Below are 13,475 nucleotides of genomic sequence, written 5' to 3' on the forward strand. Positions count from 1 at the left end.
CCCTGCCCCCGGCGGCACGGCCACCGCCGCCCCCGCCGAGAAGGAAGGCCCCGCCGATGAGTGACCTCGACGTCCGGCCCGCGGAGGCCGCCCCCGCCGCCCCGGACGAGCCGTCCGGGCTGCGCGGCTCGCTCGCCGCCGTCACCGACCGGATGCGCGGCGGCGACCTGGGCGTGGCGCCCGTGGTCGCCGGGCTGGTCGTCATCTGGACGGTCATGCAGATCCTCAACCCGGTCTTCCTGTCCAGCGACAACCTGTCGAACCTCACCATGGAGATGGTGCCGGTCGGGGTGATCTCGCTCGGCGTGGTGTTCATGCTGCTGGTCGGGCAGATCGACCTGTCGGTCGGCTCGCTCAGCGGCGTCTCCGCGGCGATCACCGCGGTGCTCTTCGTCGACCAGGGGCTGAACCCCTGGCTCGCGGTCGCCGCCGCGGTCGCCGTCGCCTGCCTGATCGGCTGGCTGTACGCGCAGGTCTTCAACCGGTTCGGCGTCCCCAGCTTCGTCATCACCCTCGCCGGACTGCTCGGCTTCCTCGGCCTGCAGCTGCACGTCCTCGGGCCCAAGGGCGCCATCAACCTGCCGTTCGACTCGAAGCTGGTCACCTTCGCCCAGCTCGACTTCGTCCCGCCGTGGCTGGCGTACGCGCTGGTCGTCGTGGCAGCCGCCGCGCTGTACGGCACCGGCCGCGCCCGCGCCGCCGCCCGCCGCAGGGCCGGGCTGGGCGCGACGTCCGAGCGCGTGCTCGTGCTGCGCAGCGTCGCCGCCCTGGTCGGGCTCGCGCTGGCCGTCTGGTACCTCAACCGCGACCGCGGCGTCGGCTGGATGTTCGTCTTCTTCCTGGCCCTGGTGCTCGTCGCGCACTACGTGCTCACCCGCACCAAGTACGGCAAGGCCGTGTACGCGGTCGGCGGCAACGTCGAGGCGGCCCGCCGCGCCGGCATCAACGTCCGCACCGTCTACACGTCGGCGTTCGTCATCTGCACCACGCTCGCGGCGATCGGCGGCATCCTCGCCGCCGCGCGGCTGGCGGCGGCGAACCAGAGCACCGGCGCGGGCGACGTCAACCTGAACGCGATCGCCGCCGCCGTCATCGGCGGGACGAGCCTGTTCGGCGGACGGGGCGGCGCGTTCGCGTCGCTGCTGGGCATCCTGGTCATCCAGTCCATCTCCAACGGCCTGACGCTGCTGAACCTGGACTCGTCCTACCGGTTCATGGTGACCGGCGTGGTGCTGATGCTCGCCGTCGCGCTGGACTCGGTCGCCCGCCGCTCGCGCGCCTCGGCCGGCAGAGCCTGAGCCGGGCCCGGGGGAGAGGGAGGCCCTGATGGCAGTCGTGTGCGTCGACGCGGGCACCACGATGATCAAGGTCGTCGGCTACGCCGACGACGGCGCCGAGCGGGTCGTGGTCCGCCGCCCCACCGAGGTGCGGCGGCCCGCGCCCGGCCACGTCGAGCAGGACATGGACGAGGTCTGGCGGGCGGTCGCGAGCGGCGTCCGCGAGGTGCGCGGACGGCTCGGCGGCGAGCCGGTGTCGTTCCTGGCGGTCACCGCCCAGGGCGACGGCTGCTGGATGGTGGACGCGGCGGGCCGCCCCACCGGCCCGGCGATCCTGTGGAACGACGGCCGGGCGGCCGAAACCGTCGCCCGGTGGGCGGGCGCGGGCGTCATGGACACCGCGTTCCGCACCAACGGCTCGGTGTCGTTCGCCGGCGTCCCCACCGGGATCCTCACCTGGCTGCGCGCCCACGACCCCGACCGGCTCGCCCGCACCGCCGCCACCCTGACCTGCGGCGGCTGGATCTTCTCCCGGCTCACCGGCGAGACCGCCGTGGACGAGTCGGACGCCGCCGTCCCCTTCATGGACGTCCGCACCCGCCGGTACTCCGGCGAGCTGCTGCGCCTGTACGGGATGGAGTGGGCGCGCCCGCTGCTGCCGGAGATCCGGTCCGACGACCGCCGCGTCGCCGGGCTGACCGGCCCGGCCGCCGCCGAACTCGGCCTGCCGGACGGCACCCCGGTGGTCCTCGCGCCCTACGACGTCGCCTCGACGGCGTTCGGCGCGGGCGCCACCGAGACCGGCCAGGCGTGCGTCATCCTCGGCACCACCGTGTGCACCGAGACCGTCGTGGACGAGCCCGACCTGGACGGGCGGCCGACCGGGCTGACCCTGCCGCTGGGCCTGGCGGGCGGCCGGTACCTGCGCGCCTTCCCGACCCTGTCCGGCGGGCAGGTCGCCGACTGGGCCCGCCGCCTGCTCGGCGTGGACGGCGACCCGGGCGCCCTCGCGGACCTCGCCGCGCAGGCGCCGCCCGGCGCCGACGGCCTGCTGTTCCTCCCCTACCTCTCCCCGGCGGGGGAGCGGGTGCCGTTCCTCGACCCGGACGCGCGCGGCTCGTTCCACGGGCTGACCGTCGACCACGAGCGCCCGCACCTGGCCCGCGCCGTCCTCGAAGGGCTGACGATGGTCGTGCGCGACTGCCTCGCCGCCGCCGGGACGCCCGCCACCGAGCTGCGCGTCAGCGGCGGCGGATCGGCGAGCCCGGCGTGGCTGCGGATGATGGCCGACATCACCGGCGTCCCGGTCGTCCGCACCACCGACGCCGAGGCCGGCGCGCGCGGCGCGTTCCTGGTCGGCGCGGTCGCCACCGGACGCGCCGCCTCGGTCTCCGCGGCGGCGCGCGACCACGTCCGCGTCGGCGACGCGCACCGGCCCGACCCGCACCGCGCGGACCTCTACACCCGCATGTACCAGACCTTCCTCGACGTGCGCGCCGCCGCCTCGGCCACCTGGCCGGTGCTGGCGGACGCACGCCGCGGCCGAACCGACGGGGGGACCCTGTGACCCGGCCCAGCGCCAGGGACGAGGCGGTATGGATCGGCGTCGACCTGGGCACCCAGAGCGTCCGGGCCCTCGCCGTCACGGCCGGAGGCGAGGTGCGCGGCGCCGGCGGACACCCGCTGACCGGCCGCCGCGACGGCCCCCGGCACGAGCAGGACCCGGAGGAGTGGTGGACCGCCGTCGGCGCGGCCTGCCGCCAGGCGCTGCGCGACGTGCCCGCCGCGGCCGTCCGGGCGGTCGCCGTGGACGGCACGTCCGGCACCATCCTGCTCACCGACGCGACGGGCCGTCCGCTCACGCCCGGCCTGATGTACGACGACACCCGCGCCGCCGACCAGGTCGAGCGCATCAACCGGGCGGGCGCGGGCGTGTGGGCGCGGCTCGGCTACCGGCGGATGCAGCCCGCCTGGGCGCTGCCCCGCCTGCTGTGGCTGCTGGAGCACCGCCGCGACCTGTTCGCGGACGGCGTCCGGCTGGCGCACCAGACCGACTTCGTCAACGCCCGCCTCACCGGCGGACCGGTCGCGACCGACCTCAGCTCGGCGCTGAAGACCGGCGCGGACCTGGTCGCCGAGGACTGGCCGCGCGACGTCCTGGCCGACCTCGGCGTCCCGGACGGCGTGCTGCCCGCCTTGGAACGTTCCGGCACCCCGCTGGGCACGGTCTCGGCGTCCGCCGCCGAGCACACCGGCCTGCCCGCGGGCGTCCCGGTGATCGCCGGATGCACCGACGGCTGCGCCTCCCAGCTCGGCACCGGGCGCCTCACCGTCGGCTCGTGGAACTCCGTCCTCGGCACGACCCTGGTCCTCAAGGGCGTCACCGACGACCTGCTCCAGGACCCGCTCGGCGTCGTCTACTCCCACCGCGCCCCCGACGGGCACTGGCTGCCCGGCGGCGCGTCCAGCACCGGCGCGGGCGCCCTCACCCGCGACTTCCCGGGCCGCGACCTGGCCGCGCTCGACCGCGCCGCCGCCGCCTACGAGCCGTCCGACGCCGTCGCGTACCCGCTGGTCGCGGCGGGGGAGCGGTTCCCGTTCGTCGCGGCGGACGCGCACGGCTTCGTCCTCGGCGAGCCCCGCGACGACGCCGAGCGGTTCGCGGCCGTCCTCCAGGGGGTCGGGTACGTCGAGCGGCTCTGCTTCGACTACCTCGCCATGCTCGGCGCGCCCGTGGACGGCGACCTCACCCTCACCGGCGGAGCGGCGCGCAGCGCCTACTGGTGCCAGCTGCGCGCCGACATCCTCGGCCGCCCCGTGACCCTGCCCGAGCACGCCGAGCCCGCGCTCGGCGCCGCGGTCCTGGCCGCGTCCGCCGGACGCGACCTGGCCGACGTCGCCGCCGGGATGGTCTCGGTCCGCGCGACCGTGGACCCCCGCCCCACCCACCACACCCGGTTCGACGACGGCTACCTGCGCCTGGTCGGCGAACTGGAACGGCGCGGCTGGCTGCCCCGGCCGGTCGCCGAGCACGCACGGGAAAGGACGCCCGCATGACCCGCCTGGTCCTGGTCCGCCACGGTGAGACCGAATGGCACGCCGAGAACCGGTACGCCGGGGTCTCCGACGTCGCGCTGACCCCGCGCGGGCTGGAGCAGGCCGGACTGCTGGCCGGCTGGGCGCAGGGCGCGGGCCTGTCCGCGCTCTGGTCGTCCGACCTCACCCGCGCCCGGCTCACCGCGTCGTTCAGCGCCGAGGCCACCGGCCTGCCCCTGCAGATCGACCCGCGCCTGCGCGAGCTGGACTTCGGCCGCGCCGAGGGCCTCACCCGCGCCGAGATGCGCGAGCGCTTCCCCGACGCCCTCCAGGCGTTCCACGACGACCCGGTCAGCGGCCACCTGCCCGGCGGCGAGGACCCCCAGGCCGCCGCCGCGCGCTTCGTCTCCTGCCTGGACGACATCGCCGCCCGGCACCCCGACGGGCGCGTCATGGTCGTCGCCCACACCACCGCGATCCGCCTGGTGCTGTGCCACTACCTGTCCATGCCGCTGCGCGACTACCGCCGCGTCTTCCCCTCGGTCCGCAACTGCGCGCTCACCGAGCTCAGGCTGACCGGCGGGCACGCCGCGCTGCTGGAGTTCAACACCCCGCTGCGCGGCGCGCTGGACGCCTGCGCCGGCGACCGTCCGCAGACCGCCACCGCACGCCGGACCATCACCGAACGCCAGACCGCCACCGAAGACCAGACCGCCGCCGACGGCCAGACCGCCGCCGACGGCCAGACCGCCACCGAAGACCAGACCAGGAGCCACCGATGAGCATCCGCGTCCTCGCCGCCGGCGACCACTTCGTCCTCAACCGGCTCCTCGTGGACGCCGTCCGCGCCGAGACCTCCGCCGACCTGGAGTTCACCGAGCTCACGCTGCCCTGGCCGGTCGTCCCGTTCGGGCGGGTCGCCGAGGTGACCGAGGCGTCCGGCACCGAGGACGAGCTGATCGAGGCGCTGCGGGGCGTCCGGGTGTGCGTCACCCAGATGGCGCCGCTCACCCGGCGCGTCCTGGAGGCGTGCCCCGACCTGGAGTTCTTCGGCGTCAGCCGCGGCGGCCCGGTCAACGCCAACCTGGAGGCCGCCACCGAGCACGGCGTCGCCGTGGCCTTCGCCCCCGGCCGCAACGCCGCCGCGACCGCCGAGCACACCCTCGGCATGATCATGGCCGCCGCGCGCCGCATCCCGCAGACCCACGCCGACCTGCATGCGGGCCTGTGGCGCGGCGACTACTACCGCTACGAGCAGGTCGGCCCGGAGATCGAGGGCAGCACCGTCGGACTGGTCGGCTACGGCGCCGTCGGCAGCCGCGTCGCCCGCATGCTCGGCGCCCTCGGCGCGCGCGTCCTCGTCCACGACCCCTACGCGTCCGACCTGGGCGGTGTCGCCGAGGCCGTCCCGCTGGACGAACTGCTCTCCCGGTCGCAGATCCTCTCCCTGCACGCGCGCGTCACCCCGGAGACCACCGGCATGATCGGCGCCGCCGAGCTCGCCGCCCTCCCCGAGGGCGCCGTCGTCGTCAACTGCGCGCGCGGCGCGCTGCTCGACTACGACGCCCTGTGTGACGCGCTGGACCGCGGCCACCTCTACGCGGCCGCCTGCGACGTCTTCCCCGAGGAGCCGATCCCGGCGGGCTCCCGCCTGCTCACCACCCCGAACCTCACCATCACCCCGCACCTGGCGGGAGCGAGCAAGCAGACCGCCATGAACGCCGCCGCCATCCTCGCCAAGGACGTGGCCCGCCACCTCAATGGCGAACCCCTCCTCCACTGCGCGAACCCGGAAGTCCAAAAGACGAAGTAACCAAGAAAGGCCCCCGGCGAGCACCGGGGGCCTTTTGGCTTGCCCGGCCGCCCCCCTCTGCGCAGCCGGTGGACGTGGGGCGAGCACCGGCTGCGAATTCCGTCCGCGAGAGGGCGGACCGGGGTGGCGGCGGCCGGAAGCGGCCGTGGCCGGACGGCCACTGGGCGCGGTCGTGATCAACCGGGGATACTGGTTCGCCGTGGTCCGGGCACGGACGAGGGGACTTCCGCATGGGGTCGCAGGTGGCGGGTTCGGGACGGCTGCTCTCCGTTTCCCTCGTTTCCTTCGTCCTGTTCGGAACGGCGTCGTGGGCCGCGCCTCCCGCCCTCGCCACTCTCGCGACGCCGACCTCCACCCCGCCGTCAACTCCCTCGCCGTCGCGGACTCCCCTGCCCTCGCGGACTCCCCTGCCCTCGCGGAGTTCCACGCCTCCGCAGGGCTCCACGCCGTCGCCGACCGGGAACCCGGACAGCGCCGCCGACGCCCGTACGGTCTACTGCCTGCGCGAGGAGAACCGGGACGACCTTCTCAAGGCGGCGCAGGATCTCGGCTTGGGGAAGGCGCGGTCCGGTGGACGGATCGTCCCGGCGGGAGCGACGAAGCCCGTGGGCGTCGCCGAATGGCGGCAGGGCGACCGCCGTGCGGATTTCGACCGGGCGTGCGCGTCCCTCGTCCTGCTGCGCAAGCTGCCGAAGGCCCCCGACCACGGCTCCGGCCCGGCGTGGCTGGGCACGTGGGCGACCACGGTGGGGTCCGCTTTCCTCGGCGCTTTCGCGACCCTGCTGGCGACCCTTTTCACCAACCGGAAGGCGAATTACAGGGAGCGTGCCAAAGAACTGCGGGAGGCGTCCGAGAAGTACCGCATCGCGGTCACGGATGTGCTCGAAGTTCTGCATTCCCAGCAAGGCGCTCGCGAGAAGATGGAGGCGATGGATCCGCGGATGCGCGCACTGACCGGAATTCTCCTGCGCGAACAGAGCCGGAGGGGTCTGCGGAGCAATCTGGAAGAACTCCGGCGGGACGTGAAGGCGCTCGACGGCGAGATCCGGAAGCGTCCTCCGGCGGAGAACACCGTTCTTGAGGCGGAGCTCGACCGGATCACCGATGACCTCCAGCGGACCTCCGTTCTGATGGAGCGGACCCTCCTCCTCCCGCGGACGGGGAGGCGGGCATGAGCGGCTCCGGCGGGCACGCGCACAACCCGTTCGCGCTGCCCGAAGATCCGCAGATCCCGGCCCCGCCGCTGAACTGCGCGGCCCACGGGGGCGACCCCTGCCATGTCGACGTCGGCGGGTCGGAACGCAACTTCAGGCGTTTCCAGGAGCGGTTCGACGGGCTCGGGAAGCTGGCGGAGCGCGGGCTGCTGGTGGTGCTCAAGGGGCCGAGCCACTCGGGCAAGACCTCGCTGCGGAACCGCTGCCTGTCGTACGCGATGGAAGCGCTCGGGCCGGACGACCAGCGCCCCGACGCGGAGGCGCTGCGGGTGGACCTCAGCGACCGGATCCGCCAGCCCGCCCTGTCGGGGGCGCAGCGCGTGACCAACGTCGGACGGATGCTCGCCGCCCACCTCAAGGCCAACGAGCGGATCTTCGAGACGCCCTACGCCGCTCCCGACACGGCGCCCGACGACGCCGACCTCGGGCACTGGACGGCGTCGGCCGGCGACCGGCTGTACCCGCGCTCCTCGGTCGTCCTGGTGACCCCGCCGGTGACGACGGTGGACGAGATCCGGCGGTACTGGGCGGGCGTGGACCGCGGTTTCCTGATCTTCGTGGAGTGCTCGGCCGAGGGGCTGGAGATCCCCGAGGACAGCGAGGAGTGGGCGCAGTTCGAGGTGGCCAAGTGGATGTTGCTGGAGACCGGGATGATGCTGGCCCGGGAAACCCGCGAGTTGGTCGAAAGGCGAACATCGGGGGGCGGGGGAGGATTTCGTAAATTGGCGTCCAATGCAACCGATGGTCGCTTCGGCGTCGACGGCTCCTTTCCGGTCGGGACAGTTCAAAAGCTGCTTTACCTGTTCTATCGTGAACATGGGCGCGCAGGTTCCGGCGGGGAGGTCACCCAGGATGAGCTCTCCCGATTCATCGACGACCAGGTACCACGGGGGTGAGTGCGGTGAATGAGGGACGAGTGGCGCCGCTGGACGAGAACCCGTTCCCGCTCCGCCTGTGGGCGCAGGGCGACAGCGCCCAGAACGGCGCGGTGCACATCGACACCCGTCCGGTCGGGCAGGCGCTGGGCCTCCTCGACGAGTACCTGGACCGCCGCTCCCCGGACGCCGCCAACCCCGTCCCCGATCCGGCCCGCGCCCAGGGCACGCTGGTGTTCGTCTCGGGAGAGCCCGGCTCGGGCAAGACGCACCTGGCCGCGCGACTGATCCGGCGCTTCCGGGAGGCGGCCGGGTCGGCGGGGTCGGCGGTCCGTTCGGGCGAGGCCACGGCGACCGCCGCGCCCGTGCTCGACCCCGACTACATCCCCGCCCGCGAGAGCTCGTTCACCCGCCTGTACGACAGCTTCCTCGAACGCCACGACCAGCGGAGCCTGCTGCGGTTCGTCCGCCACCACTACTCCGCGATCGTCGCGGACGCGCTCGCCTCCGCCGGGTTCCCCGAGCAGGTCATCGACCGGGTGCGCGGCCCGGACGCCGACCCCGGCGGCGTCGTCCGCATCTTCAACATGCCCGAGAGCAGCTACCTGGTGGAACTGCGGGACCGGCTGTCGGCCGTCACCGGCCGCGAGGACCTCGCCGGCGCGCTGGTGCTGATGGAGTCCCGTCCCGAGCTGGCCGAGCCGGTGCTGAAATGGCTGGGCGGCGCCGACCCGGACGAGCCGCTGCGCGAGCAGGGCATCACCGCCGCGATCGCCGACGAGGCCGCCGCGCTCGGCATGCTCGGGGCGCTGGTCCGGCTGGCCGCCGGCGGCGGCGGGCCGTACACGCTGATCCTGGACGACCTGGAGAAGGCGCTGCCCGACACCGGCGCCCCCGACCCGCGGACGACCGACGCGTTCGGCCGGCTGCTGGACGACGCGGGCGCGCACGGCGTCTTCCTGGTGATGTGCGGGCTGCCCGAGTTCTTCAGCGGGTTCGCGCGCGAGGCCGAGACCGGGCGCGAGTGCCACCGCGTCCGGATGGACCGGCTCACCGAGGACGAGGTCGCCTGGTACATCGCCCGGCACATGGAGCAGACCCGCCGGCCCCCGGACGCCGCCGACGAGATCTGGCCGTTCACCGTGCCCGCCGTGGAGGCGATCGTCGACGTCAGCGCCGGCAACGCCCGCAAGGTGCTCCAGCTCTGCCGCGAGTGCTACGAGCAGCACCGCCGCGACGGGGACGAGATCACGGCGTTCGCCGTCGAGCGCGCGGCGGGGGAGACGCGGGGCGACTCGGCCGCCGCCGTCGCCCGGCGCATCGAGCGCGTCCTCGTCTGGCAGGGCCGCCGCCCCTACCGCGACCACCGGGTCGCCGACGCCGGCGACGTCCGGGCGGCGTTCTGGGTCCCGGCGGGCGACGGTCCCGACCGGCCGGACGCGCCCGGCTGCGCGATCTTCCTGAGCGGGCCGCTGACCCTGGAGCGGGACGCCGAGCGGATGGCGGCGCGGGCCGAGGCCGTGGTGCGGCAGCGTCCCGGCGCCCGGACGCTGCTGGTGGTGAACGGCATGCTGAGCGACCGGGCGCAGCGGATCCTGGAGGGCCGCTTCTCCGACCAGCCGCTCCAGTACTCGTCCGCGACGTTCCAGCAGGTCCTGGACCGGCGGCTGCGCGACCTGCTCGACCAGGGCGGCGCGGGCGGCGAGGAGCTCACGCTGCTGCGCGCCGACATCCGCCGCGTGTCCCGCGCCCAGGCGGGCACGCAGCACCTGCTGGAGGACCTCACCGCGAAGATCGCCCAGCTCGAGCGCGGCACCCGCCGCGCGCTGGCCGAGACCCGCCGCGCCGTGCCGGACGGGGACGCGGCGCTCAGGGGCGGGCTGCCCGAGCCGGTGGCGACCGCGTTCGAGCGGGCGCTCAGCGGCCTGCGGTCGGTCAGCGGGGTGGCGGACGCGGTCGCCGAGGCGTTCGCCACGTCCGACACCGCCCGCGCGGGCAGCGCCGACCGGTTGCTGCTGCGCCTGGAGGGCGCCGGGACGGCGCGCGCGGTCGGCATCGCCCTGGCCGCGGAGAACATCGTGACCGCCTTCCGCGGCGCGGTGCTCTCCTGGTACCGGCGCGGTCCCGACCGTCCGCGGGACGTGCTGGACGGCCTCTGCGACAACTACACCTTCCTCATCAACGACCTGCGCCTCGACCGGCTGGAGGAGCTGGCCGAACCGGGAGCGGAGGGCGGCCCGCTCGCCGTCGACCGGCTGGACGAGAGCCTGCGCGACCTGCCCCGGACCGTCCAGCGGACGCTCGTCGACTCATGACCGCGCCCTCATGACCGCGCCCTCATGACCGCGCCCTCGTGACGGCCCACGCGCGTCGGCCGTGTGTCAGGCGAAGCACGTGTCAGGCGAAGCACGTGGCAGGCATCGAGCGCGGGTCAGGCGTCGTGCGGGTCGGGAGCCGCCACGCCGCGGCCCTCGGCGGCGGTACGCGGACGGGGGTCGGCGCCCCGGAGCGGGCGTCCTCGGAAGGCCCTCGCTCCCGCGGCGGCGTTCGTGACCAGGTAGAGCGTGTTGACCACCAGGATCGCGGGCGCGACGACGGCGACGCTCTCGGGGAACACCGGCTCCAGCAGTAGCGCGAGCGAGATCGCGGTGATGCCGTTCTGCTGGGCGATCGCCAGCAGCACCTTGTCCGGACGGCTCTGCGCGCGGGTCAGCGGCACGCTCACGATCGCCTGCGCCGCGAACGCGACGACGCCGAGCACGACGCCCTGCAGCGGACGCACCCCGCCCGCCAGCACCACGCCCAGCAGAAGCGACGCCAGGACGAACGCCACGTCCACCGCGCGTTCCAGCGGCCGGTCGGCGGACCGTCCCGGCGGCTCCGGCCGCAGCCCGAGACCGGCGATCGCGACGGCCAGCACCCAGAACTCGGTGACCGCCACGGCGAAGACCGCCGCGAGCACCGCCGTCTCGATCCAGAACCGCCGCCGCGCGGGCAGCGACCGGGCGGCCCGCGCCGCCAGCAATGCCAGGCCGCCGACGACCAGGTTGCCGAGCAGGTCCACGGTGAACGCGGACACGCCCAGATGGAGCCGTCCGCCGCCCTGCAGCGACACGGCGACGGCGGCGGCGTAGATGGTCAGCAGCGTCGTCACCGGATCGTCGAACGACGCCCACGCCAGCAGCAGCCCCCGCCCGCGCGCCGACAGCCGGGACGACCGGCCGAGCGCCGCGACCGCCAGCGGGTCGATCTGCGCGACGGCGATCCCCAGCACCAGGTACATCGGACGGCCGAAGACCCCGTACAGCACGGCCCCGATCACGACCGACTTCAGCAGCACGCCGACCGTGACCGCCGCGAGCACGGTCCGGCCGTCCGTCCGCAGCAGCCGCGGGTCGATGGAGCGCGTACTGGCGTACAGGCCCACCGCCAGCAGCGCCGCGACGGCGGGCTGGTACCAGGAGGAGCCGGTGACGCGTCCCGGGGTGCCGTCGGGAAGGCCGAGGACGGCACCGGCGGCGACCACCGCCAGCATGAGCGCGAACCGTTTGGCCATGGACGGCCCTTCCACGCCGGATGACGGGGTGCCCCACGTTGGTATCCCCGACGGGACCAGCCGTCAACCGGACGGCCGGGTCAGGCCCGGCTCTCCGCGAAGAGCGCCTGGACGAGGTCGCCCAGCACCTCGTCGGCCTGGCACACGTGCGCCTGGTGGACCGCCACGCCCACCAGGTACTCCGTCGGCGACAGCCGGTAGTGGTAGACCGCGCCCTGCTCGACGTCCAGGACGATGCGCAGCACCCGGCCCGGGACGGCCTGCGCGCTGGTCTGCGCGAGCTGCCGGGCGTGCCCGCCCAGGTCCTCGGCGAGCCGGTCGTAGAACGCCCGGACGGCCATCGCGGGCACCCGCGCCGAGCGGCCCCGCGCGACCTGCTCGTGCTCGATCAGGTCGGCGCTCTCCAGCAGCACCCCGTCGCGGCAGTACGCCAGGTAGACCAGCCCGACGGGGTGCAGCGCGTCCTCCAGCCGCCCGACCAGCGCGCCGTCGCGCTCGCGGCGCACGAGGCCGGGCAGCGGGCGCTCCGGCTCGGCCAGCACCTCGTCGAAGGTGTCCCAGCCGCCCGGGTTCTGGGGCGGCAGCCCGATCTGGTCGCGCAGCACGTCGGCCAGGCGGCAGGTGGCCCGGTCGGCCTCCCGGACCAGCGCCACGCGGGCCAGCGACAGCGGCGGCCCGCCCGCGGGCGCGGACGCCCGGCCGAACACGATCCCGAGCACGTAGTTGCGGGGCGTGACCGAGACGGCGTACAGCGCGCCCCGCTCGGCGTGCACGACCATGCGGATCAGCCGTCCCGTCCGGGCCTCGGAGAGCTCGCCGTCCAGCGCGCTCATCGCGAACGCGAGCTGCTCCTCCACGCCCCGGTACAGCGGGTGCCGGGACGGGTCGTCCAGCCTGCCGACGGCGAACTCGTAGACGCCGTGGTCGTACCTGCCGAGGTGGTGCGGCGCGCCGTCCGCCCGGGCCTGCCGGACGAACGCCGCGACCACCTGGTCGTCCTCGTCCAGCGAGGCGGGCCAGGTGGAGTGTCCGACGCCGTTCCTGCCTTCCGTCACCGTGCTTCCCCTGTCGCCTGGCCCCGTCAGGTGCAGGGCACGTCCACGTGGTGCACCGGGAGCGGCGCGCCCCGGTCCGCCGCCTCGACGGCCGCGCGCGCCGTGCGGTGGACCGGGTGCCCGCTCCCGAGCAGTTCGGCCGCCTTCGCCACGACGCCGGCCGCGACCTCCCCGGCCGTGTCGTACCGGCCGTTGACGCCGTGCGCCCGCGCCAGGTGCAGTTCGGCCGCCAGCGTCCACGGATGGGTCGGGCCGAGCCGCGCGCCGAGCCCGTCCGCGGCCCCGGCGCAGATGTCCAGCCCCTCGGCGGCGCGGCCGTCGTCGAGGGTGAAGGCGCCGACCGCCATCTGGCACAGCCACACGAAGGGATGATCGGCGGAGAAGTGGTCGGCGAATCCGCGGTGGCACGTTCCGGCCAGCGCCAGCGCCCGGGACGTGCTCCGTCCCGCCCGGTCGATCGCCAGGCTGAACATCGCCGCCAGCGCGTTCGGGTCCCCGGCGCCCAGCACGTCCGCCATCTCGCGCTGGATCTTCGCCGGGTCGGCCGTGACACCGCCGCCGGGGCCGCCGGCGCGGGAGCCGTCGCCCGCGGCGCCGGACGCGCGCCGGGCGATCGCGAGCTGGTGGCGCAGCAGCAGCCCGCCGGAGG

At 75.0% G+C, this 13,475-nt stretch carries 11 protein-coding genes; 8 read left to right on the forward strand and 3 right to left on the reverse strand.

Annotated elements, in window-relative coordinates; translation table 11 throughout:
• The first annotated feature begins 56 nt into the window (after nt 1-56).
• The 8 genes from DZF91_RS35455 (at nt 57) to DZF91_RS35490 (ending at nt 10,530) form a co-directional block, all read left to right on the forward strand.
• On the forward strand, nt 57-1,298 hold the full coding sequence (locus tag DZF91_RS35455; protein WP_117361408.1) for a sugar ABC transporter permease: 1,242 nt from the start codon (nt 57-59) through the stop codon (nt 1,296-1,298).
• A gap of 28 nt (nt 1,299-1,326) precedes the next feature.
• Nucleotides 1,327-2,844: an FGGY-family carbohydrate kinase gene (locus DZF91_RS35460; protein ID WP_117361409.1), complete on the forward strand. Its 1,518-nt coding sequence runs from the start codon at nt 1,327-1,329 to the stop codon at nt 2,842-2,844.
• A complete protein-coding gene (locus DZF91_RS35465; protein WP_117361410.1) occupies nt 2,841-4,334 on the forward strand; it encodes an FGGY-family carbohydrate kinase in 1,494 nt (497 codons plus the stop codon). Before DZF91_RS35460 ends, DZF91_RS35465 begins: the two co-directional genes overlap by 4 nt.
• Nucleotides 4,331-5,095: a histidine phosphatase family protein gene (locus tag DZF91_RS35470; RefSeq protein WP_199487119.1), complete on the forward strand. Its 765-nt coding sequence runs from the start codon at nt 4,331-4,333 to the stop codon at nt 5,093-5,095. Before DZF91_RS35465 ends, DZF91_RS35470 begins: the two co-directional genes overlap by 4 nt.
• Nucleotides 5,092-6,126 carry a 2-hydroxyacid dehydrogenase gene (locus DZF91_RS35475; RefSeq protein ID WP_117361411.1) on the forward strand — a complete coding sequence of 345 codons (1,035 nt, stop codon included), beginning with the start codon at nt 5,092-5,094 and terminating at the stop codon, nt 6,124-6,126. The genes DZF91_RS35470 and DZF91_RS35475 overlap by 4 nt, the downstream gene beginning before the upstream one ends.
• Before the next feature lie 242 nt (nt 6,127-6,368).
• Nucleotides 6,369-7,301 (forward strand): hypothetical protein, encoded by a 933-nt coding sequence (locus tag DZF91_RS40745; RefSeq protein ID WP_158588119.1) that lies wholly within the window; start codon nt 6,369-6,371, stop codon nt 7,299-7,301.
• On the forward strand, nt 7,298-8,236 hold the full coding sequence (locus DZF91_RS35485; RefSeq protein WP_117361413.1) for a hypothetical protein: 939 nt from the start codon (nt 7,298-7,300) through the stop codon (nt 8,234-8,236). The genes DZF91_RS40745 and DZF91_RS35485 overlap by 4 nt, the downstream gene beginning before the upstream one ends.
• A 5-nt stretch (nt 8,237-8,241) precedes the next feature.
• A complete protein-coding gene (locus tag DZF91_RS35490) occupies nt 8,242-10,530 on the forward strand; it encodes a hypothetical protein (RefSeq protein WP_147341533.1) in 2,289 nt (762 codons plus the stop codon).
• A gap of 116 nt (nt 10,531-10,646) precedes the next feature.
• Here the strand turns inward: DZF91_RS35490 and DZF91_RS35495 are convergent, their stop codons facing one another.
• The 3 genes from DZF91_RS35495 to DZF91_RS40750 all read right to left on the reverse strand — a co-directional run.
• Nucleotides 10,647-11,771: a cation:proton antiporter gene (locus DZF91_RS35495; protein WP_117361415.1), complete on the reverse strand. Its 1,125-nt coding sequence runs from the start codon at nt 11,769-11,771 to the stop codon at nt 10,647-10,649.
• 80 nt (nt 11,772-11,851) lie between these two features.
• Nucleotides 11,852-12,826, reverse strand: coding sequence for a hypothetical protein (locus DZF91_RS35500; RefSeq protein WP_117361416.1), 975 nt, complete (start codon nt 12,824-12,826; stop codon nt 11,852-11,854).
• Between the two features lie 26 nt (nt 12,827-12,852).
• Nucleotides 12,853-13,475, reverse strand: a 623-nt coding sequence (locus DZF91_RS40750; RefSeq protein ID WP_199487120.1) for a hypothetical protein, incomplete at its 5' end; no start/stop codon positions are given.

Source organism: Actinomadura logoneensis, from assembly GCF_003428695.1.
Taxonomy (GTDB): domain Bacteria; phylum Actinomycetota; class Actinomycetes; order Streptosporangiales; family Streptosporangiaceae; genus Spirillospora; species Spirillospora logoneensis.

Bases quoted from the DNA above. Each gene is read 5' to 3' on its own strand.
- DZF91_RS35455 (WP_117361408.1), top strand. From the start codon at position 57: ATGAGTGACCTCGACGTCCGGCCCGCGGAGGCCGCCCCCGCCGCCCCG.
- DZF91_RS35460 (WP_117361409.1), top strand. From the start codon at position 1,327: ATGGCAGTCGTGTGCGTCGACGCGGGCACCACGATGATCAAGGTCGTC.
- DZF91_RS35470 (WP_199487119.1), top strand. From the start codon at position 4,331: ATGACCCGCCTGGTCCTGGTCCGCCACGGTGAGACCGAATGGCACGCC.
- DZF91_RS35475 (WP_117361411.1), top strand. From the start codon at position 5,092: ATGAGCATCCGCGTCCTCGCCGCCGGCGACCACTTCGTCCTCAACCGG.
- DZF91_RS35485 (WP_117361413.1), top strand. From the start codon at position 7,298: ATGAGCGGCTCCGGCGGGCACGCGCACAACCCGTTCGCGCTGCCCGAA.
- DZF91_RS35495 (WP_117361415.1), bottom strand. From the start codon at position 11,771: ATGGCCAAACGGTTCGCGCTCATGCTGGCGGTGGTCGCCGCCGGTGCC.